The 19483-nt window shown below is 68.8% G+C and carries 23 protein-coding genes; 10 read left to right on the top strand and 13 right to left on the bottom strand.

Features of this window, described 5'->3' with window-relative positions:
• Position 1 precedes the first annotated feature (1 nt).
• From BR07_RS0114750 to BR07_RS0114735, 4 genes are all read left to right on the top strand, one after another.
• Complete coding sequence (locus BR07_RS0114750; RefSeq protein WP_027506106.1) at positions 2-805, top strand: DNA-formamidopyrimidine glycosylase family protein; 804 nt, start codon at positions 2-4, stop codon at positions 803-805.
• Between the two features lie 91 nt (positions 806-896).
• The gene (locus tag BR07_RS0114745; protein ID WP_027506105.1) at positions 897-1739 is read left to right on the top strand and encodes a type IV toxin-antitoxin system AbiEi family antitoxin domain-containing protein; all 843 of its coding nucleotides are present in this window, start codon (positions 897-899) and stop codon (positions 1737-1739) included.
• Positions 1740-1849: 110 nt separating this feature from the next.
• Positions 1850-3295 (top strand): threonine synthase, encoded by a 1446-nt coding sequence (thrC, locus tag BR07_RS0114740; RefSeq protein WP_027506104.1) that lies wholly within the window; start codon positions 1850-1852, stop codon positions 3293-3295.
• Positions 3296-3304: 9 nt separating this feature from the next.
• On the top strand, positions 3305-3739 hold the full coding sequence (locus BR07_RS0114735; protein ID WP_027506103.1) for a VOC family protein: 435 nt from the start codon (positions 3305-3307) through the stop codon (positions 3737-3739).
• Here BR07_RS0114735 and BR07_RS0114730 read toward each other — a convergent pair whose 3' ends face one another.
• Entirely contained in the window at positions 3740-4171 is a 432-nt protein-coding gene (locus BR07_RS0114730) for a MarR family winged helix-turn-helix transcriptional regulator (RefSeq protein WP_051613432.1), read from the bottom strand.
• 183 nt (positions 4172-4354) lie between these two features.
• On the opposite strand from BR07_RS0114730, the gene BR07_RS0114725 reads away from it, so the two are divergent.
• Both BR07_RS0114725 and BR07_RS0114720 read left to right on the top strand, forming a co-directional pair.
• Positions 4355-6487, top strand: coding sequence for an MMPL family transporter (locus BR07_RS0114725; RefSeq protein WP_231476366.1), 2133 nt, complete (start codon positions 4355-4357; stop codon positions 6485-6487).
• Positions 6484-7089, top strand: a complete 606-nt coding sequence (locus BR07_RS0114720; RefSeq protein ID WP_027506100.1) for a lipocalin family protein — start codon at positions 6484-6486, stop codon at positions 7087-7089. Before BR07_RS0114725 ends, BR07_RS0114720 begins: the two co-directional genes overlap by 4 nt.
• 25 nt (positions 7090-7114) lie before the next feature.
• On the opposite strand, the gene BR07_RS0114715 is transcribed toward BR07_RS0114720, so the two are convergent.
• On the bottom strand, positions 7115-7471 hold the full coding sequence (locus tag BR07_RS0114715) for a universal stress protein (RefSeq protein ID WP_027506099.1): 357 nt from the start codon (positions 7469-7471) through the stop codon (positions 7115-7117).
• Between the two features lie 37 nt (positions 7472-7508).
• The gene (locus BR07_RS0114710; protein ID WP_027506098.1) at positions 7509-8924 is read right to left on the bottom strand and encodes a sugar porter family MFS transporter; all 1416 of its coding nucleotides are present in this window, start codon (positions 8922-8924) and stop codon (positions 7509-7511) included.
• A gap of 199 nt (positions 8925-9123) precedes the next feature.
• On the opposite strand from BR07_RS0114710, the gene BR07_RS27015 reads away from it, so the two are divergent.
• The gene (locus tag BR07_RS27015) at positions 9124-9273 is read left to right on the top strand and encodes a hypothetical protein (protein ID WP_155957046.1); all 150 of its coding nucleotides are present in this window, start codon (positions 9124-9126) and stop codon (positions 9271-9273) included.
• Here the strand turns inward: BR07_RS27015 and BR07_RS0114700 are convergent, their stop codons facing one another.
• From BR07_RS0114700 to BR07_RS0114665, 8 genes are read right to left on the bottom strand one after another with little or no spacing between them, the layout of a single operon-like run.
• Positions 9274-10377: an MSMEG_0565 family glycosyltransferase gene (locus BR07_RS0114700; RefSeq protein WP_027506097.1), complete on the bottom strand. Its 1104-nt coding sequence runs from the start codon at positions 10375-10377 to the stop codon at positions 9274-9276. It lies immediately after the preceding gene.
• On the bottom strand, positions 10359-11222 hold the full coding sequence (locus BR07_RS0114695; RefSeq protein WP_027506096.1) for a carbon-nitrogen hydrolase family protein: 864 nt from the start codon (positions 11220-11222) through the stop codon (positions 10359-10361). Before BR07_RS0114695 ends, BR07_RS0114700 begins: the two co-directional genes overlap by 19 nt.
• Positions 11223-11229: 7 nt before the next feature.
• Positions 11230-12483 carry an MSMEG_0569 family flavin-dependent oxidoreductase gene (locus BR07_RS24730; protein ID WP_037185980.1) on the bottom strand — a complete coding sequence of 418 codons (1254 nt, stop codon included), beginning with the start codon at positions 12481-12483 and terminating at the stop codon, positions 11230-11232.
• Positions 12480-12764, bottom strand: a complete 285-nt coding sequence (locus BR07_RS24725) for an MSMEG_0570 family nitrogen starvation response protein (RefSeq protein WP_037185978.1) — start codon at positions 12762-12764, stop codon at positions 12480-12482. The genes BR07_RS24730 and BR07_RS24725 overlap by 4 nt, the downstream gene beginning before the upstream one ends.
• A complete protein-coding gene (locus BR07_RS24720) occupies positions 12757-13665 on the bottom strand; it encodes a carbon-nitrogen hydrolase family protein (RefSeq protein ID WP_037185976.1) in 909 nt (302 codons plus the stop codon). Before BR07_RS24720 ends, BR07_RS24725 begins: the two co-directional genes overlap by 8 nt.
• Positions 13662-15059: an MSMEG_0567/sll0787 family protein gene (locus BR07_RS0114675; RefSeq protein ID WP_037185974.1), complete on the bottom strand. Its 1398-nt coding sequence runs from the start codon at positions 15057-15059 to the stop codon at positions 13662-13664. Before BR07_RS0114675 ends, BR07_RS24720 begins: the two co-directional genes overlap by 4 nt.
• A 1-nt stretch (position 15060) precedes the next feature.
• Positions 15061-16164 (bottom strand): MSMEG_0568 family radical SAM protein, encoded by a 1104-nt coding sequence (locus BR07_RS0114670; RefSeq protein WP_051613417.1) that lies wholly within the window; start codon positions 16162-16164, stop codon positions 15061-15063.
• Positions 16165-16176: 12 nt separating this feature from the next.
• Positions 16177-16701 (bottom strand): MSMEG_0572/Sll0783 family nitrogen starvation response protein, encoded by a 525-nt coding sequence (locus tag BR07_RS0114665; protein WP_027506093.1) that lies wholly within the window; start codon positions 16699-16701, stop codon positions 16177-16179.
• Between the two features lie 170 nt (positions 16702-16871).
• Here BR07_RS0114665 and BR07_RS0114660 point away from each other — a divergent pair, with 170 nt between their 5' ends.
• Genes BR07_RS0114660 through BR07_RS0114650 form a run of 3 tightly spaced genes read left to right on the top strand, consistent with a single transcriptional unit; the run spans position 16872 to position 18585 of the window.
• Positions 16872-17768: a DUF3626 domain-containing protein gene (locus tag BR07_RS0114660; RefSeq protein ID WP_027506092.1), complete on the top strand. Its 897-nt coding sequence runs from the start codon at positions 16872-16874 to the stop codon at positions 17766-17768.
• Positions 17769-17780: 12 nt separating this feature from the next.
• Positions 17781-18161, top strand: a complete 381-nt coding sequence (locus tag BR07_RS0114655) for a hypothetical protein (RefSeq protein ID WP_027506091.1) — start codon at positions 17781-17783, stop codon at positions 18159-18161.
• Positions 18154-18585 (top strand): hypothetical protein, encoded by a 432-nt coding sequence (locus BR07_RS0114650; RefSeq protein WP_027506090.1) that lies wholly within the window; start codon positions 18154-18156, stop codon positions 18583-18585. Before BR07_RS0114655 ends, BR07_RS0114650 begins: the two co-directional genes overlap by 8 nt.
• Before the next feature lie 51 nt (positions 18586-18636).
• Here the strand turns inward: BR07_RS0114650 and BR07_RS24715 are convergent, their stop codons facing one another.
• Both BR07_RS24715 and BR07_RS0114640 read right to left on the bottom strand, forming a co-directional pair.
• Entirely contained in the window at positions 18637-19008 is a 372-nt protein-coding gene (locus BR07_RS24715) for an SdpI family protein (RefSeq protein ID WP_155957045.1), read from the bottom strand.
• A gap of 3 nt (positions 19009-19011) precedes the next feature.
• Positions 19012-19440, bottom strand: coding sequence for a type II toxin-antitoxin system Rv0910 family toxin (locus BR07_RS0114640; protein ID WP_027506089.1), 429 nt, complete (start codon positions 19438-19440; stop codon positions 19012-19014).
• Positions 19441-19483: the final 43 nt, after the last annotated feature.

Raw genomic sequence — 19483 nt, 5'->3', positions numbered from 1 at the left:
CGTGCCGGAGGGGGACACGGTCCACGCGCTCGCAGCACGTCTGCGGGCGGCGCTGGACGGCCGGGAACTGGCCGAGGGCCGGCTGAACGTCCCCGCACATGCGACGGAGAACCTCGCGGGACGCACGATCCAACGGCACCGGACGCACGGCAAACACCTGCTCACCGATCTCGACGGCGACCTGACGCTCCACACGCATCTGAGGATGACGGGGTCGTGGACCGTCACCGCCCCCGGCCGACGACTGCCCCGTCGCCTCGATCCCGACGTGCGCGTGCGGCTGGCCGTGCGCGACGGGCCCACCGCGTACGGGCTGCTGCTCCCGGTGGTCGAGTTCTCCACCACTCGCGACGCCGACGCGGCGCTGTCGTATCTCGGCCCCGATCCGCTGCACGACGACTTCGACGCCGCGCAGGCGGCGGCGAACATCGCGCGGGACCCGCGCCCGATCGTCGCGGTACTGCTCGACCAGCGCGTCATGGCCGGGCCGGGCAACCTGTGGGCCAACGAACTGTGTTTCCTTCGTGGTCTCGGGCCGTGGGTGCCGGCGTGCGACGTGGATGCCACTCGACTGGTCGCCCTCACTCGCAAGGCGATGCGCCACTCGGTGTCCACCCCGCGGGCCATGCAGGTGACCACCGGAGACACCCGGCCAGGTCGGCAGCACTGGGTGGCGGGTCGCGCGGGCAAGCCGTGCCTGCGATGCGGCACCACCGTCCGCGTGGTCGCCGAGGTGCCGGGAGATCCGGAACGACGGCGGACCTGGTGGTGCCCGCACTGCCAGCCGGGGCCGGAGCGGCCGTGATCCGGTGCAGCCGACCGTGCTGTACCCGGTTCACTGCACCGGATCCGATCCACGGAACTGCCGCGGAGGCGCGCGCGTCCAGTGCGAGACGATCGAGAGACTGCTGGCCGAGCAGGACGGGGTGGTGACCACCGCGCAGGCCCGCACCGCCGGACTCACCCCCGAGGCCATCGAGTGGCGCGTCCACACCGGCCGCTGGCGGCGCACGAGTCGCGGAGTGTTCTTCGCCGTCGACCGACCGTTCACCGACGACGCGCGGATCCGGTGCGCGGTGTGGTCCACGAGTACGGGCGCGCTGTCCGGTCCTGCAGCCGCGTACTGGTATCGCATGCTTCCGCGGGCCCCGGAGACGATCGAGGTGACCGTGCCCCGGACAGGCTCCGGTCGCGGAATCACCGGCGTCCGGGTGCGCCGGCGCGACCTGCCGAGCATCGACGTCGTGATCGTGCGCCGTGTCCTCGTGACGAGGACGCCGCTGACCGTTCTGGAGGCGTCCACGGTGCTGGGCCCCGAGGTCATGGATCGCGCCCTGCAGAAGACGATGACCCTCGACCATCTCCGACGAGCGCACGCTCGCAACCCCGGACGTCGCGGGTACGTGCGAGCGGAGCAGCTCCTGCGCGCCGCCGAGGGCGGTGCCCGGTCCGAGGCCGAACGGCTGTTCCGCAGGATCATGAGATCCGCACACATCACCGGACTGCGGGTGAACCTGCCGTACGCGGGCTACATCCTCGACTTCGCGTTCCCGCACGCCAGGGTCTGCGTGGAGATCGACGGGTGGGCCTTCCACTCGGACAGCGCCGCGTTCCACCGCGACCGGATCCGGCAGAACGTCCTCAGCAGGGAGTGGACGGTGTTGCGGTACACGTGGCGGGACCTCGTCGAACGGCCCGACGAGGTGGCGGCCGAGGTGCGACGCTTCGTCACCGGCTGACCCGGTGCAGCTAACCGTGCTCTCCACGGTTCACTGCACCAGATCCGGTCCGGACCGGCGGATGTGGCACAGTTGTCAGCCGGGCGCGCCACCGGACGAGAGAGACGAAGATGCAGTATCAGTCGACGCGGGGTCACAACCTGCCCCAGCACTTCTCGGACATCCTCCTCGGCGGCCTGGCCCCCGACGGTGGTCTCTACCTGCCTGCCGAGTACCCGCAGCTGACCGCCGACGAGCTCGAGTCGTTCCGCTCACTGTCCTACGCCGACCTCGCCTTCGAGGTGCTCTCGAAGTTCGCCGACGACATTCCCGCGGAGAACCTCCGCGACATCACGCGCCGGACGTACACCGCCGAGGTCTACTCGAACGGCCGACCCGGCGACGACACGTCACTCATCACCCCGCTGCGTCCACTCGGCGAGGAGCAGGGCACCTCGCTCCATCTCCTGGGGCTGTCCAACGGCCCGACGCTGGCATTCAAGGACATGGCGATGCAGTTGTTGGGCAACCTGTTCGAGTACTCCCTCGCGGGCAGCGGCGAGGAGCTCAACATCCTGGGCGCGACATCGGGTGACACCGGCAGCGCCGCCGAGCACGCGATGCGCGGCAAGAAGAACATCCGCGTCGTCATGCTGAGCCCGCACGGCCGGATGAGCAGTTTCCAGCGGGCCCAGATGTTCAGCCTGCAGGACGAGAACATCGTGAACCTCGCGGTCGAGGGGAATTTCGACGACTGCCAGGACATCGTCAAGGCCGTCTCCAAGGACGCCGAGTTCAAGGCGCACCACGCCATCGGCACCGTCAACTCGATCAACTGGGGTCGAGTCGTCGCGCAGGTCGTCTACTACGTGCACGGGTGGCTCCTCGCGACGGACGGGCCGGGCCGGCGCGTGTCGTTCTCGGTGCCGTCCGGCAACTTCGGCAACGTGTGCGCCGGACACATCGCCCGGTGCATGGGCCTGCCGATCGACCAGCTCGTCGTCGCGACCAACGAGAACGACGTCCTCGACGAGTTCTTCCGCACGGGTGTCTACCGTCCCCGCGCGGCCGCCGAGACCCACCACACCTCGAGCCCCAGCATGGACATCTCCAAGGCGTCCAACTTCGAGCGCTTCCTCTACGACCTCGTCGATCAGGACGCGGTCCGGCTCGGTGAGCTGTTCCGCGCGCTCGACACCGACGGCGGCTTCGACTTCTCCGGTACTCCCGAGTTCGATCGCATCCAGGAGTTCGGCTTCGTGTCCGGCCGCAGCACGCACGCGAACCGCGTCGAGACCATCCGCGACGTGTCCGAGCGCTACGGCGTGACCATCGACCCGCACACCGCCGACGGCGTGAGTGTCGCCCGCCGGAACCTGCGCGAGGGCGTGCCCATGATCGTGCTCGAGACCGCGTTGCCCGCGAAGTTCGCGGACATCGTGCGGGAGGCGCTGGGAACCGAACCCGAGCGTCCGCCGGCGTTCGAGGGCATCGAGGACCTGCCGCAGCGCTTCGATGTCGTCCCCGCGGACGTCGATCGCGTGAAGGACGTCATCGTGGAGCACACCGGTCGTTAGAGTCGAGCGATGTCGATACGACTCGAGAACGTCGGGATCGCGGTACGCGACCTCGACGAGGCCATCGCGTTCTTCACCGATCTGGGTCTGACACTCCTCGGCCGTGACACGGTCCAGGGCGAGTGGGCCGACACGGCGGTGGGTCTCGACGGCAATCACGCCGACATCGCGATGCTGCAGACGCCGGACGGGGCGGGCCGCATCGAGCTGTTCCAGAACCGCCATCCCACCATGATCGAGACGGAACCGACGCTCCCGCATCAGATCGGCATGCACCGCGTCGCCTTCGAGGTCGACGACCTCGAGCAGGCTCTGGCAGTGGCCGCTCGGCACGGCTGCCACCCGTTGCGCGGTGTCGCGAACTACGAGGGTGTCTATGCACTGACCTACGTGCGCGGACCCAGCGGCATCATCGTCATGCTCGCTCAGAAGCTCGGGGCCTGATCACCCGGTGCTCTTGATCTCCTGGTGGTAGGTCTGCATGGCGTCGGTGAGAGCTCCGAACACACGGTGCGCCGCAGCGAGATCCGTGTCCGGCAGCGCGGACAGCGACTCGTGGACGTGCTGTCCGAGCGGGCCGAAGAACTGCCGTGCGACGTCCATTCCCGGCTCGTCGTAGCGGAGGATGACCCGCCGTCGGTCCCGCGTGTCGGGTTCGCGGCGGATGTGACCCGACGCGATCATCCGCTCCACCAGATACGTCATGGCGGCGGAGGAGAGTCCGAGGAGAGAGCCGAGCTCGCCCGGCGACACCGGACGTCCACCGACATCGGCGACCATGATGTGCAGCAGGGCTCGGAAGTCGTTCGCGCTGAGGTGGTGTCGAGAGCCGAACACACGGCCGAGCTGATCCGACTCGGCTGTCATGGCGCGCATGTCGGCGGCGATCGTGGATTCGAGATCGCGCCGGGCACCGTCGGCGTCGGTCGCGTCGGACCGCTCCGACCGTTCGTGTGCTGACACAGATTCTCCTTCGAAAACTCGGGTGTCAGCGTACTCGCCGGACCTCCGAGCAATGTCTCAGTTGCTTAACGATCAACTAACTGAGACACTTTTCCGGTGAGCGACAACTCTGTGTGGAACCGCGTGGCCGGCCTCGTCTCGGGGCCTCGGTCCTGGATCGTCGCCCTGCTCGTCGTCCTTGCCGCCGGCGCGCTCATCGGCGGCGTCGGGAGCAACTCCGCCGCCGAGAGTTCGCCGACATCGCTCCCCTCGGACGCGGAATCGGCACGGGTCGACGCCCTGCTCGAGGAATTCCCCGACTCCGACCTCTCGCCGGTGATCCTCGTGGTGACGCGCGCCGACGGCGGCGCCCTGTCCGAACAGGACCTCGCCGACGTCGCTGCCGCGAGGATGCGGATGAACGGTGTCGAGCGCGGGGTGGACGCGGGTGCGCCCGACGCCCCGGTCGTTCCCGCACCCGACGGCGAGGCGGCCATCGCCCCCGTCCAGGTGTCGACGTCGGAGTCCGGAACGGGACTGGCCGATCTGGTCACCGAGCTGCGCACCTCTGCCACCGACGGCCTCCCCGACGGGTTGACGGCGCAGGTCACGGGCGGTCCCGCGTTCGCCGCCGACATCGCCGACTCCTTCTCCGGGGCCAATGTCACGCTGCTCGGCGTCACCGCGCTGGTGGTGGCCCTGCTGCTGATCGCCACGTACCGGTCACCGGTTCTCTGGCTCGTGCCGCTCGCCGTCGTGGGCTTCGGTGACCGGGTCGCCTCGACGGTCGGCACCGCAGTGTCCGGGCTCACCGGGCTCTCGTTCGACGGCAGCACCTCGGGCATCACCAGCGTCCTGGTGTTCGGCGCCGGGACCAACTACGCGCTGCTGCTCATCTCCCGGTACCGCGAGGAACTGCGCCGCGAGAGCGACCACCGGGTTGCCCTCCACCATGCCGTGCGACGCGCCGGCCCGGCCATCGTGGCGAGCAACGCGACGGTGGTGCTCGCGCTCCTGACGCTGCTGCTGGGCACTCTGCCGAGTACGCGCAGCCTGGGCGGTCTGGCCGCGGCCGGTCTCGTGGTCGCCGCCGTCTTCGTGCTCTTCGTTCTTCCGCCACTGCTCTCGCTGTTCGGCCGGAAGCTGTTCTGGCCGTTCGTTCCTCGCGTGGGCGATCCCGAGCCGACGGACAAGGGCGTGTTCTTCCGCGTCGCCAACGCCGTCGGTCGTCGACCCGGCCGCGCCGCGGCGGTGTCGCTGGTCGCGCTGGCCGTCTGCATTCTCGGCCTCGTCGGAACGAACGTGGGCCTGTCGCAGACCGAGCAGTTCCGCGTCACCGCCGAATCCGTCACCGGCATCGACACGCTCGCCGAGCACTTCCCGGCGGGGCAGTCAGATCCGACCGTGGTCGTCGCCCGGACCGCGGCGGCCTCGGAGGTCGAGGCAGCGCTGCAGGACACCGACGGCGTGGTGTCGGTGTCCCGAACTGCGGACTCCCGGCCCGGCACCTCAAACACCGGTCTCACCGAGTGGTCCGTCGTGCTCGACGCGGAACCGTCCTCCGACGGCGCGTTCGCCGCGGTCGAGAACCTGCGTGCATCTGTCGCTCCGATCACGGGTGCCGACGCTCTGGTGGGCGGCAGCGATGCGCAGGCGCTGGACACGTCCGATGCCGCAGCTCGCGACCGCCTGGTGATCATCCCGGTGATCCTGCTGGTGGTTCTGCTGGTGCTGTTCGTTCTGCTCCGGTCGGCCCTCGCACCCCTGGTGCTCGTGGCCACGACGGTGCTCAGCACGCTGGCGGCTCTGGGCATCGGCAGCTGGGCCAGCGAGAACATCTTCGGCTTCCCCGCCCTCGGCGACAACGTGCCGCTGTTCGGGTTCCTGTTCCTCGTGGCCCTGGGTGTGGACTACACGATCTTCCTCGTCACCCGGGCACGCGAGGAGACACCGTCCTACGGGACGCGGACGGGCATCGTGCGCGCCGTCGCGTCGACGGGCGCGGTCATCACCAGTGCGGGCATCGTGCTCGCCGCGGTGTTCACCGTGCTGGGCGTCCTGCCCCTCATTCTGCTCACGCAGCTCGGGATCGTCGTGGGCCTCGGCATCCTGCTCGACACCTTCGTGGTCCGCACGATCGTGATTCCGGCCCTGTTCACCCTGATCGGTCCCCGCATCTGGTGGCCGACCGAACTCGACCCGCACTCCGAAGACAGTCCGAACGCCACGAAAGAAGGAGTCACCTCATGATCCGCAGCATCATCCGCACGGCAGTCGCCGGAGCGTTGGTCACCGGAGCTCTGCTCGCCGGCGGTAGCGCCGCGTCCGCGCAGCCCCTGTTCGAGCCGCTGCAGCCCATCGCTCAGCTGGACGTCCAGCGCTACGCGGGTGACTGGTGGCAGATCGCGGCCGTCCCGCAGCCGTTCAACCTGAACTGCGCCAAGGACACCCGGGCCAACTACCAGGTGCTCGACCCCAGCAACGTGCGCGTGCAGAACAACTGCACCCGCTGGGACGGCGGAGCCAACGAGATCATCGGCAACGCCCGGGTGAACGATCCGGTCACGCAGGCGCAGCTGCACGTGAGCTTCCCCGGTGTGCCCACCCAGGACAATCCCGAGGGACCCACCAACTACATCGTCACCTACATCGCCGACGACTACTCGTGGGCGCTGGTGGGCGATCCGTTCCGCACGTCCGGCTTCGTCCTGTCGCGGTCGCCGCAGGTGAGTGCCGATCAGTGGAAGCAGATCCGGAGCGTCGTCGAGAGCCGCGGCTACAACGCCTGCCTGCTGTTGACGTCGCCGACCACTCAGGGCAGCAACGAGATCCGCCCGCTCTGCACCGTCTGACCTCCGCCACCGCTCACCGTTCGGCTCAGCTGGGTCGAACGGTGAGCACCGGCACCGGTGACGTCATCAGCAGACGCTGACTGACGCTGCCCAGCAACGCCTTTCCCACCCGACTGCGCTTCTTGATCCCGATCACGAGTCGCGTCACCTCCGGGTGCGCCTCGATCTCGTCGATCACCGCGATCACCGGGTCGCGGTCCTCGCGCCCCGCCCGGTCGATCACTCGCACCGCCACGTCACCGCCCACGTCGCTCGTGTCTAGCGCGCCGAGGGTCAGATTCACCGCGATCACGTCGGTCTCGAGCATGCGCGCCTCCGACACCGCCTCCGACAGTGCGTGTCGGCCCTCGTCGCTGTCGGTCACTGCCACCAGTACTGCCATGATGTCTCGCCGTCCTTCTCGAAGTGGGGTGATCGTGTCAGGAGTACTCGCGGCGGAACCGGGCCTCGAGCTCCTCCAGGCTCTGACCGCGGGTCTCCGGCACCTGCGTGAGGATGAAGACCAGGGCCAGTATGCCCAGTCCGACGAAGATGAAGAACGTCGGCGCGATGCCGAGCGCGTCGACCACCGGCGGGAAGGCCAGTGCGACGGCAGCATTGGCGATCCACAGCATGAACACGCAGACACCGATGGCGAAGCTGCGAATCTTGAGCGGGAAGATCTCTGCGAGCATCAGCCAGACCAGCGGCCCGATCGTACCCTGCATGCAGAAGACGAAGAGCACGACGAAGACGAGGATGAAGTATGCCTTGGCGGTGCCGTCCGGCAGCAGCAGTGCGGACAGTCCGACCAGGAGATGGAAGAGCGTCGTCAGTGAGAAGCCCGCGATCAGCATCGTTCGGCGATCGATCCGATTCATGATGAGCAGGCCGACCGTGATGCCCAGGACGCTGAAGAGGCCGTTGAGCGTGTTCGCGATGATGGCGGAGCTGCTCGAGAATCCGGCGTCGCCGAGGAGCTGGGTGCCGTAGTACATCACCGAGTTGATGCCCGTGAACTGTTGGAACACACCGAGTCCCACACCGATGTAGATCAACCGTCGGATCCACCGCACCGACAGGTCGGCCGCGCCGCCGGTCTGCGAGAGCTTCTCCTCCTCGGCCAGCGCGTGCACCTCAGCCATCTCGGCCTCCGCACGTTCGGGGGACCGCACCTGCTTCAGCACCGCCAGGGCGTCGTCGTCCCGGCCCTGCGAGACGAGCCAGCGCGGACTCTCGGGCATCCGCAGCATGCCGAAGAACAGTGCGAACGCGGGCAACACGGCGACCAGCAGCATGTAGCGCCAGACGGAGTCGTGCTCGCCCCAGATGTTGAAGATGAGGGCGTTGATCACGAAGGCCGCGAACTGGCCGCTGACGATCATGACCTCGTTGCGCGTCACCAGGGAACCGCGGCGCTCGAACGGTGAGACCTCCGAGAGGTACACCGGCACGGTCGCGGACGCTCCGCCGACCGCGAGGCCGAGGATGAAGCGGAACACTGCCAGCACCTCCCACGACGGCGCCAGAACGCAGCCCAGAGTGCCGAGGACGAAGATGCCGGCCAGCATCAGGATGTTGTGCCGACGGCCGTACTTGTCCGACAGTCGACCCCCGACCAGTGCGCCGATGGCCGCCCCGAAGATGAGGATGCTGACGACGAAGCCCTCGGTGAAGGCCGTGAGCGACAGGTCCTCCTTCAGCGGCTCCAGCGCGCCGTTGATGACGCCCGTGTCGTATCCGAACAGCAGGCCACCGAAGGTCGCCACCACGGCGATGACGCCGAGGCGACGCGAGTGGGGACCGGGTGCGTCCGGCGGTAGTGCACTTCCCGTGGTGCTGACTTGCGAAGACATGACATCCCATCGTCGGCGTGGCGGGTCCGAGCCGCCCAGCGACGCTCGAACCATGTCTGTATGTCTTAACATAGTTTCCGCGCCCTGAGAAGTGGATCACATCATTTTCCCCTCGACACCGGTGTATCTCTCAGTTGTTCAACTATTCAGAATCTGAGATGATTGGTCCGGCGATCCACGACGAGAAGGGAGTGCCACCATGTCCGACGAGCCCGAGCGGGACAGCGAGCAACGCGCGGCTCCGTTGTCGTTCGTCCAGTTGTTCTTCGACGCGACGGTCGACACCACGTCGCCGGGACACCTCCCCGACGACGGACCCGACGACGCGGGCACATCGCCCCTGCGCTGATCAGCGATGCGCGAGCCCTGCGTAGAACGCGAGATGAGCGGCCGCGGCGTCGTCCCAACTCGTGCGGGCAGCCAGTGCGCGCCCGGCAGCGGCACGGTCGTCCGACGTCAGAGCGTCCTCGAGTGCGGCAGCCGTCCCCTCCGCGTCGCCGCCGTATCGCACCGCGTCCCCGAACACCTCGCGGAACACGGGGAGATCCCGCACCACGACGGGAACCGAGGCGGCGAGAGCCTCCATCGCGGCCAGCCCGAAGCCTTCCTTGGTGGAGAGGAACGCGAATGCCGACGCGCCCGCGACGAGAGACGGGAGCACGTCGTGGTCGACGGTGCCGAGCACCCGCGGTACGGGCCCCTCGTCGCCTGTCGACCGACCGGCCTCCGGCCTGCCCGCCAGTTCCGCGAGTCGGGTGTCGAACTCCGCCCGGTACCCCCGGTAGTCGAACAACGTCTCACCGCCGGCGAACACCAGACCCACGTCCGGACACCGCTCTCGAAGCGCGGCGTGGGCCTCGAGCAGGTCGATGCTCCCCTTGCGCGGCTCGATGCCACCGACCGCGAGGACGTATCGGCCGAGACGGGTGCGCCACTCGTCGCCGCGTGCCGCCGCGAACCGAGCATGGTCGACCCCGTTGGGGATGACCGTCGGCGACAGCCCCCATCCCGCACGCACCTCGTCGGCCACGGCGCGCGAGACACAGATGCGGGCGAGGGGCTCGACGACCGCGCGCTCGTGGCAGGCGGCGAGTTCCGGTGTCGTGAACTCCTCGAGGTGGTGGATCGTGCGGACACAGCGTCCGACGGCGTTCGCGGTGATGCAGTCCTGGGCATGCACGACGTCGGCGTCACCCGGGTCGAATGCACTGCGCATCAGTGCTATCGACCGCAGGATGCGATCGCCCACCGACTCGTCCTCGCGCGCCGGGAACGGAACGAGACGAACCGTCACCGCGGGATCGATCGCACGGTAGAAGCCCTCGTCGCCGCCGCGCGCCAGGGACCACACCGTCACGTCCGCTCCCGCGCGCGCCAGTGCTTCCGCCAGTTCGACGGTGTGGACCACTCCCCCTCGCGGTTTCGTCGAGTAGGTCAGGAGGGCGACACGCACGTGGTCTCCTTCGATGCCTGTGAGTGGTAGGTGTCCGGTCGTCGTTCGTCGAGGTGACGCAGCACCCGACGGGCCCGGTCCACCTCCGCGTCCACGTCGATGTCGCAGCACGCCAGGCCACCCTTGTCTCGCGTCCGGCACAGGACCTCGCCGCCGGGACCGACGATCTTCGCCTGCCCGAGGAAGCGCAGAGATCCCGTCACCCCCGTGTGATTGGACGACAGCAGCACCACCTGATTCTCGGCTGCCCGGGCGGCGTCGTAGAGGTCGAACAGGCGAGACTGTCTGTCGTTGGCCAACTTCGACGCCCTGTCCGTCACACTGGCCGGCCACGCCGACAGCGCCGCGATGATGCGCGCACCGTCCAGAGCCAAGGTGCGCGCCGCCTCGGGGAATGTCTTGTCGTAATCGATCAGCATGCCCATCCTGCCCACCGGCGTGTCGAACGCCGAGAACCGATCTCCCGCCGCATAGGCCAACGACTCCCCCGCCGGTTGGTGCACCTTTCGATGACGACCCAACACACCGTCGCCCGTGAGGCACACGGCGGCGTTGTAATGGACCAGGGCCGCCCTCTCGGTGTAGCCCACGCACACGGTCATCGCACCGGCCGCAGCAGCGATCACCGCGAGCTCGGGTCCGTCCTCGTCGAGCGCCGGCGGCAGCTCCTCGAGATCGGGCCGCGCGAGATCACCGAGGTAACCGCCGAGGCAGGCGTCGGGCAGGACCAACAGGTCGATGCCCCGCTGATGGCCCTGCTCGATGATGCCCACGATCTTCTCGACGGACCGCTCGACGTCACGGCCGAAGTGTCCCGCGAGCGCCGCCGCCCGGATCGGCGCCATCTCGCGGTCAGACCGCCGCGGGCACGCGGGCGCCGACCGCCGGGGACATCTGCTCCGCGAGGTACTCCGCATCCCGTGCCACCGCCGCGAATCGGCCCGAGCCCCAGGTGTTCTGCCATGGCAGACCCAGGAAGTACAGGCCCTCCGCCGCGGTCACACCGCGGGTGTGAGCCGGGTGGCCCTCACCGTCGAACACCCCGACCTTCAGCCAGCGATAGTCCCGGCGGAAGCCGACGGCCCACACGACGGACGTGACGCCCGCCGCCTCGAGATCGAGCTCGGTGGGTTCCGACTCGGGCCGCCAGACCGGTGTGTATCGCTCCTCGACGGGAGCGTCGAGTCCCGCCCTGGTGATGTAGGCGTCGATGTCGTTCTTGATGCCCTCCGACACCGCGTCCGCCGCGTCGAGTGACTGCTCGAGAGTCGGCGCGAAACGCAGGACACCGTCCGAACCGACGTCGGTCAACCGCCCGTACAGCCGCATCCCGTCCAGCGCGAAGGCACGCAGGTCGATGTCGCGTCCGCCGTCCCGCCCGGTCACGTAGTGGTTCGTGCTCTCCCGCTTGGAGAGTCCGCCGGCGTGTTCGGAGATCGACACGTCGTACACCCCCATGTCCTGCAGCCACGCGACGCAGTCCCGTCCGCGGTAGAAGCGGGCGACACGAGGCGCGGACCCCGCGACGAGGTGCACCTGCCTGCCCTCGAGGTGCAGATCCTCGGCGATCTGCGCGCCGGACTGCCCGGTACCGACCACCAGGACCCCACCCGGAGGAAGCGCCGCCGCGCTGCGGTACCCCGACGAGTGGATCTGCGTGATCGTCTCCGGCACCCGCTCGGCGAGGCGTGGAATCGACGGGACGTGGTAGCCACCGACGGCCACCACGACCTGATCCGCGGTCATCGACCCGGCGGAGGTCGACACGACGTGGCCGCCGCCGGGTGCCTGCTGCACCGACAGCACCGCGACGTGTTCGCGGACCGGAGCGCCGAACGAGTCGGCGTAGCGCCGCACGAAGTCGTACACCAGGTCTCGGGTCATGAATCCGTCGGGATCGTCGCCGTCGTAGGCGTACCCGGGCAGGACGCACTGCCAGTTCGGTGTCACCAGGGTGAAGTTGTCCCACCGCCCGTCCAGCCACTCGTGGGCGATGGTGTCCCGTTCGAGGACGACATGGTCGACACCGCGTCGGGTCAGGTGCCAGCTCATGGACAGCCCTGCCTGGCCCGCGCCGATCACGATCACGGTGTGATGCTCGGTCATCGCGCTCCTCCCAGGTCGAGCACGTGCACGGTGCCGTGGTCGAACGCCGCTGCGGTGGTCTCGATCTCGCGCAGAGTCGCCGCTGCCGAGGTACACGCGAAGCCGTACTTGGCCCGCACCCGGTCACTGGCCTCGGTGAGCGCGAGTCGACTGCGCTGCACGAAGTCGGCGATCTCGTAGCGCATCCCGACCGTGAGATGGTCACGGACGACGAGTGACGGTGAGTAGCACTGTTGGCGGCACCCGTTGGGCCACTGGACGGTGAAGGTCATCTCAGGCACGGCTCATCACCCGGTCCACCCGAGACATGCTGTCGCCGTCGACGAGGGTCCCGTACACGGACGGACGGCGGTCCCGAAGGTTGTACATGCCACCTCCGCGAGCCGCCGCGATCGCCTTCTGCACATCGAGAGTCGCTGTCGCCAGGCCGGGTTCGACGCCCGTGCCGGCGAGGATCTCCCCTCCCGGACCGACGATCTTGGCGCTGCACACGAAGTCCAGCGACCCGAAGGACCCCGCCTGATTGGACGCGATCCACACGACCTGGTTCTCCAGTGCTCGCGCCTGGTCGTAGATGTCGAAGCGCAGCTTCCATCGATCGTCGGCCATGTTCGGTGCACGACCCGTCCGCGAGGTCGGCCATGCCGACAGCGAGGTGATGATCTCGGCCCCGTCGAGTGCGATCTCCCGCGCCGCCTCGGGAAACGCCTTGTCGTAACAGATCTGCATGCCCATCCGGCCGACCGGGGTGTCGAAGGCGCGGTACTCGGAACCCGCCGAGTAGCAGAGGTTCTCGCCCAGCGGCTGGTGCACCTTGCGGTACGAGCCCAGCACCCCGTCACCGTGCACCGTCACCGCGGCGTTGTACCGCGTGAGACCGTCCGCCTCACAGAAACCGAAGGTCACCACCATGTCTCCGGCCATCGCCGACACTCGCGCGATCTCCGGACCGTCCAGCTCGAGGGCCGGCGGCAGGTTCTGCAGCCGGGTGCGGCGCTTCTCCTCCGACTCGTCTCCGCCTCCCAGACTCGGGAGGTAGCCCCCGAGGCACGCCTCCGGCAGGACCAGCAGCGCGCTGCCGCGTCGCCGTGCTTCCGCGATGGTGCGCTCGATGGTGGCGTACGACTCGTCCATGTCGCGGCCGAAGCGCTCGGACGCCACCGAGAGAGTTACGTCGTTCATGCTGGTCCCAATCCTGTGACTGCGGCGGAGACCGCCGAGGTGGTGGCGCCGTCGGGCCACCGCAAGGTGACTCCCGGCTCCGAGGTGAGGCGGCCGCAGGCGGCCGATGTCGCCGGACCGGCCGGCGGGAGCCGACGTCCGGGGCGGTCCGCGGTGATCATCGCGAACCCGGGGAAGCACGTGATCCATCGGCCGAGGTCGGCACCGCCGGGTCGGGGTATGCGGGCGACGTCGATCTCGGCGCCCGTACCTGATGCCTCGGCCAGCATGCCGACGGTGCCCGCGAGCCCCGCCATGCTGACGTCCTTCGCCGCACGAGGAGCTGCCCGGGCCACGAACGAGCCCATCTCGCGGAGGTCCGACCCGGAGCGTGCGGAGGTCGAGTCCCACTGCAGGCCGTGGTAACCGGGTCGCCAGCCGCCCCCGAGGTCGGCGGTGAGACTCAGCTCGTCACCGACCTCACCGCCGCCCGCACGCACCGGCGACGACGTCCGTCCGAGTGCCGTGACCGACAGCGCCGCCGGCACACCCACCTGGGTGTGGCCGCCGAGCACGGGAACCCCCCACGCGTCACCGGCGCGGGCGAGGCCCCGGATCACGCGGGTGAGGAGCGACGTCGTCGGAGCGCCGACGGCGTCCAGCATGCCCACCGGGGTCGCACCCATGGCGGACAGATCGTTCAGATTCACCAGGGCGGCACACCATCCGGCCCACTCCGGGTCGCGCTCGACCATCGAGGGCACGATGGCGTCGCACGCGGCGATGATGTCGGAGCCGGGCACCGGCACTCCGTCGTCGCCTCGGAAACCACTCGCCCCCAACCCCAGTGGCGCAGTGGCCAGGGGTGCCAGCACATCTGCGAGCACGGCCTTGGTCGACCGGACGAGACGTGCCACCGTGTCGATGGTCCAGCGCATCGTCTCGTGCGGGGCGCCGGCCAGCACGGTGGGGCCGGTGGCGGTCCACCCGAGCGCCGTGAACATCGGGACGTGGCGAGACTGCACGGTGGCGTCGAACCGCACCACCCCGGCCGTCTCCACATGAGCGCAGGCGGCTCGGATCAGAGCGGGTCCCACTGCGCGACTACGCTTCTCCCGCGCGACGACGAGGCGGCTGCCCGACCACCATCCCAGGTCGACGTCCGTGCAGGGAGCCACCCGGACCCCGCCGAGGACGGTGCCGTCGGGGGCGGTCGCGAGAAGGACGACCGCGCGCGGATCGTCGTCGACGCCGTCCCGGTCGGTACCCGAGAACAAGCCCTGCTCGACGACGAACGACTCGCGTCGAAGACGGTGATAGGCGGCGAGATCGGCCGCCGACTCGGCCGGCCGGACGAGGAACGGGGCGGCGCCGACGGTGGGTGCCCCGGTGAGGATCGACAGTTCGGTGCTCATGTCAGCCACCCATCGTCTGCAGGACGCTGCACGCACCACACGCTGCGCACCCGGCCTTCTGGTCGGTCCCCAGCATCTCCGCGTCCACCAGTGCCGCGGCCACCCGAGTGCTCACGTCCGTCAACAGCTCGGCGGACGGCGCCCCGGCCCCGTCGACGTCCACCGCGAGGGTCCCCGGGTGTGGCCGGAACGGGACGACGAAGGGATAGACCCCCATCGCGATCAGCTCGGTGGCGCCGCGAACCACCTCGTCCGGGTCCTCGCCGAGCCCGACCAGCAGATACGTCGACACCTGGTTGCGTCCGAAGACACGCACCGCCTCCGCCCATGCCGCGCGGTACTCGTCGAGCGAGACCGACGCCTTGCCCGGCATCCAGCGGCGCCGCACGTCCTCGTCCAGGGACTCGACGTGGATACCGATGGACCGTGCGCCGGCGTCGTACAACTCGGTGAGGGTCGCGAGATCACCGGGCGGTTCGCACTGCACCTGGATCGGCAGGTCGGGGAGCACGGCGCGCACCGCGCGGACGCAGCGTGCCAGGTGCAACGCCCCGCGATCTCGGCCCGCCGAGGTCCCGGTCGTCATGACCATCTGGGTGATGCCGTCGAGTCGCACCGCCGCCTCGGCCACGGCGGCGAGATCGGCGGGCTTCTTCACCGCCACGGTGGCGCCGCTGCGCAACGACTCCTCGATGGAGCAGAACCGACACCGTTGCGACTCGTCGTAGCGAATGCAGGTCTGGACCACGGTCGTGGCCAGCACCCCCTTGCCGTGGAGCTTGGCGAGCTTCTCGTAGGGCACACCGTCGTCGGTGGTGAGGTCGTAGAAGGCCGGCCGGGCGATGGCGGCGATGTCCAGTCTGATGTCGTCCCCGTCGAACAGCACCCGATCGCCGTCCAGGACGTAGGGGCTCGACGGATTGCGGGGCAGCGCTGCACCGAGTCCGTCGATGCTCACATGGCCGTCGTCGCTCGGTCCCGCACCCGCGGTGCGGCGCACCGGTGGGGTCCCACGGATGCCGAGCAGGGCCAGATCGACCCGGTGGTTCCTGGTCGAGCGGGAAGGCCGGAGGCCGGTCGGGGTCTGCAGTCGAACGTCGGACATCGCCGTCTCACCTCAGACCATGTACGTGGAGTTGATGATCGCGCCCTTGCGGGCGTAGTGGATCAACGCGTCCTGCACGTCCAGCGGGTGCGCGGGCACTACGCCCTCGATGAGGTCTTCCTCGCGGCCGCCGTGCAGCGCGAGCCCGAATCGGCAACAGAACACGGTGCCGCCCTCCGAGATGAACGTCGCGAGAGCGTCGTTGATGTTCTGCTCGCCGGGAAAACCGGAGTCTCCGGTGGTGGGGAAGCCGCGGGTCGCCAGGCAGTTGATGGCACCGGGACCGTAGAAGTACATCGCCGACTCGTAGCCCTTGCGCAGAGCGCGCGTCGCCTGCAGCACGGCGACGAAGCTCACCGACGACTCGTGGGCGATGCCGTGCACGAGGGTGAAGTACGACTCGCCGTCCTCCGCCTTGTAGTCCGGGAAGATCTTGGTTCCGCCGTAGATGTTGCTGCCCTTGGGGAGTGACGGGTGCGGGATCTCAGCGAGTGAGGCGGACATGTTGTCGAGGATGGTCTGATCGAACGCGGCCACGGGAACCTCCGGAAGATGAGTGAGCGAGTACTCGGGTGCGGAGACGTCCGTCCCGCTGACACCAGTACAGGCCCGCTCGATGTCCGGATGGTCACCCGCGGAACAACGCCCTGTTTCGTCCTGCTCACTCGCGTAACCCCGACGACACACCGCCGCGTTACCGTCGGAGTGTGGTCGACGCCTCGGGTGCCCGACGCCTCCTCGCACTCGCGCACGTCGCGTCGCGAGTCGAGGCGGGCCCACCCGTGCCGCCGGCGACGAGAGTGACCGTGCACTTCCATCCCGATCGGCTCGTGGCCGGCCGACCGTTGCTCGAGGTGCTGATCGAGGAGAACCTGTACCGATCGCAGTTCGTCACCGGCACGAGCAACGGCGGGTTCGATCCTGCGCCCGGCGGTCGTCGCCACGCATGGGAGTCCCGGATGTTCGGTGGGGCGTACGACCACGGCCCGGCATCGGAGCGCCCGATCTACGGCTCGCTGAATCACCGCCTGGAGCCCGCGGGCGGATCGGTGCGCTTCGGCTCCTCCCACCTGGTGCTCCGCGGAGACGTGCTGCCCCGGACCACCTTCTGCTACCCCGATTCCGTCCACGAGCCGACAGCCTTCGGCACCGGTGAGCGCATGCCACTCGTCGAGACGGCACTCACCCACCACGATGTCGACGTGCTCGACGACTACATCGAGGCCCATGTCCACGGACCGCTACGACTCGACACCGATGTCGAGGCACTCGTTCTCGACCCGTCGTTCCGCGGGACCGAGCTGGACGCGATCGCACGCCGGGCACCAGTTCCGGTGCGGTGGCACCACGGGTTCGAGCTGACATCGAGTCGGTTCGATCACTGCGCCGACTACCGCGGACCACACATCGCCGACCTCGCACGGTCCGTGGCGAGAGACGGGCGTCTCACCGCGTACATCGTCGGTCAGGCCGCGAACACCGGTGAGCACGACGATCAGCACGTCAAACAGCTCTGGCACTGCGTCGCGCGCTTCGGACACGACTGGTCCGACCGTCCGGGGGCCGCAACCTCACCTGCCGAGGGACGAATCGGACGGGGATAAACTGGGATCACCATGCTCACACCCATCACGGTCGCCCTCTACGTGCTGCCACTCGTCGCCGCGGTCTGGGCACTGGTGAAGCTGATCCGCAATCAGGCGCTGCTCCTCGCGAACCGCGGAGACCGCGTGTTCTTCCGGTTTCTCGTCGGCATCGAGCTGCTCGTGCTCGCGCAGGCCGTGGTCGGTTTCGTCGCCCTGGCCACCACCGACCGCGATGTGCACACCGTCACCTTCGGCGCGTACCTCATCGGTCTCGCGCTGCTGCTGCCGATCGGTGTGTGGTGGTCCCTCGGGGACCGAAGTCGCGGCGGCACCGCCGTCCTGATCGTCGTCACCCTCACCCTCGCGGTGATGGTGCTGCGTCTGAACCAGATCTGGGCCGGCCATGCCTGACACCGCACGCACGGACCTGCAGACGGCCACCCGGTCCGGCATCGGGCGCGTCCTCATCGCCCTCTACGCCCTGTTCTCCGTCGCCGCCGCGTCGCGCTCGGCGGTGCAGATCGGGACCCGGTTCGACGACGCACCGGTCGCGTACCTGCTGTCCGCGTTCGCCGCCCTGGTCTACATCGTCGGCACCGTGTGTCTCGCACGAGCCTCCGTGGTGTCGCGCCGCATCGCGACCATCTCCTGCGTCGTCGAGATAGTCGGTGTGCTCGCCGTCTCGATCGCCAGTTACGCCGTGCCGCAGGAGTTCCCGGAGCCCACGGTGTGGTCGCACTTCGGATCGGGCTACCTGTTCATCCCGGTGATCCTGCCGATCGCGGCGCTGTGGTGGCTGCGCCGGACGGACACCGGTAGGGCGGGGAAGGGCTGATTCGTCCACGCTGCGGCCACACGAACGAGCCTCCTCGCAGCGGGTACGGAATCACGCGTGACGTCTGGCCACCCGATCCGCACGCACGGTGGCGGCCACCAGGATCACAGCTTGCACCGCGAGACCTGCGGCGGGAACCGAAACCACCGCGGGCCCGATGTCGGCCTCGGTGATCGACGCGATCAGCCAGAGCGTGCTCGTCAGAACGACGACCACGACAGCGATGACACCGACGGCGAGAAAGTGCGCCGCGGCAGCTCGATGACCGGCTCGCCAGGCATCGCGGGACGCCGTCGTCGCCTTCGTGCGCAATCCCACGGCCGAATTCACGTCCACGTTCGTGCCCGGCGTCCGCATCACGAGCGACAGGGACCCGAGGAGAACCACCCCGACGAGAAGTGACAGCACCGGAGCAGGTTCCACGAACTACCCCAGCTTCGCCAGGTTGGTCACACTCGTGCGCACGTCCGACTCCAGCACCTTCGCGACGACCCCGCCGATCGGGCCGGACAGCAACCCGCCGCGGAAGTTCGCGTCGAGGGTGAACTCCGATCCGGCGCCCTTCGGCGCGACGGACATCTTCAGATCGATCTTGATGCCGCCCTTGCCTTTGCCGAGCAGCGCGATCTCGTAGGGCTTCTCGTACTCGGTGATCGTCCAGGTGATCACGTTGCGGAAACCCTTGACCTTGATCAGCGAATCGATAGTGACGCCTTCCTTCAACGTGTCCGGCACGGGACTGCGCCATCCACCGAAGATGGTCATCCACTCCTGGAAGCTGGACAGATCGGACGCCCTGGCCCACGCCTCGTCCGGTGTCATCGTCGAATCCACCGTCACGTTCACTCCGGCCACGCGGCCCTCGCTTCCTGCCTCGTCGGTCCCGCGCGCGGGTCCT

The sequence above is a fragment of the Rhodococcus sp. UNC23MFCrub1.1 genome (assembly GCF_000686025.1).
Taxonomy (GTDB): domain Bacteria; phylum Actinomycetota; class Actinomycetes; order Mycobacteriales; family Mycobacteriaceae; genus Rhodococcoides.
Note: the sequence above shows the minus strand (reverse complement) of the source record. Positions and strands in the feature narration are given on the sequence as shown.

Bases quoted from the DNA above. Each gene is read 5' to 3' on its own strand.
- thrC (WP_027506104.1), top strand. From the start codon at position 1,850: ATGCAGTATCAGTCGACGCGGGGTCACAACCTGCCCCAGCACTTCTCG.
- BR07_RS0114735 (WP_027506103.1), top strand. From the start codon at position 3,305: ATGTCGATACGACTCGAGAACGTCGGGATCGCGGTACGCGACCTCGAC.
- BR07_RS0114730 (WP_051613432.1), bottom strand. From the start codon at position 4,171: ATGCGCGCCATGACAGCCGAGTCGGATCAGCTCGGCCGTGTGTTCGGC.
- BR07_RS0114720 (WP_027506100.1), top strand. From the start codon at position 6,484: ATGATCCGCAGCATCATCCGCACGGCAGTCGCCGGAGCGTTGGTCACC.
- BR07_RS0114715 (WP_027506099.1), bottom strand. From the start codon at position 7,471: ATGGCAGTACTGGTGGCAGTGACCGACAGCGACGAGGGCCGACACGCA.
- BR07_RS0114710 (WP_027506098.1), bottom strand. From the start codon at position 8,924: ATGTCTTCGCAAGTCAGCACCACGGGAAGTGCACTACCGCCGGACGCA.
- BR07_RS27015 (WP_155957046.1), top strand. From the start codon at position 9,124: ATGTCCGACGAGCCCGAGCGGGACAGCGAGCAACGCGCGGCTCCGTTG.
- BR07_RS0114695 (WP_027506096.1), bottom strand. From the start codon at position 11,222: ATGGCGCCGATCCGGGCGGCGGCGCTCGCGGGACACTTCGGCCGTGAC.
- BR07_RS24730 (WP_037185980.1), bottom strand. From the start codon at position 12,483: ATGACCGAGCATCACACCGTGATCGTGATCGGCGCGGGCCAGGCAGGG.
- BR07_RS24720 (WP_037185976.1), bottom strand. From the start codon at position 13,665: ATGAACGACGTAACTCTCTCGGTGGCGTCCGAGCGCTTCGGCCGCGAC.
- BR07_RS0114675 (WP_037185974.1), bottom strand. From the start codon at position 15,059: ATGAGCACCGAACTGTCGATCCTCACCGGGGCACCCACCGTCGGCGCC.
- BR07_RS0114670 (WP_051613417.1), bottom strand. From the start codon at position 16,164: ATGTCCGACGTTCGACTGCAGACCCCGACCGGCCTCCGGCCTTCCCGC.
- BR07_RS0114655 (WP_027506091.1), top strand. From the start codon at position 17,781: ATGCTCACACCCATCACGGTCGCCCTCTACGTGCTGCCACTCGTCGCC.
- BR07_RS0114650 (WP_027506090.1), top strand. From the start codon at position 18,154: ATGCCTGACACCGCACGCACGGACCTGCAGACGGCCACCCGGTCCGGC.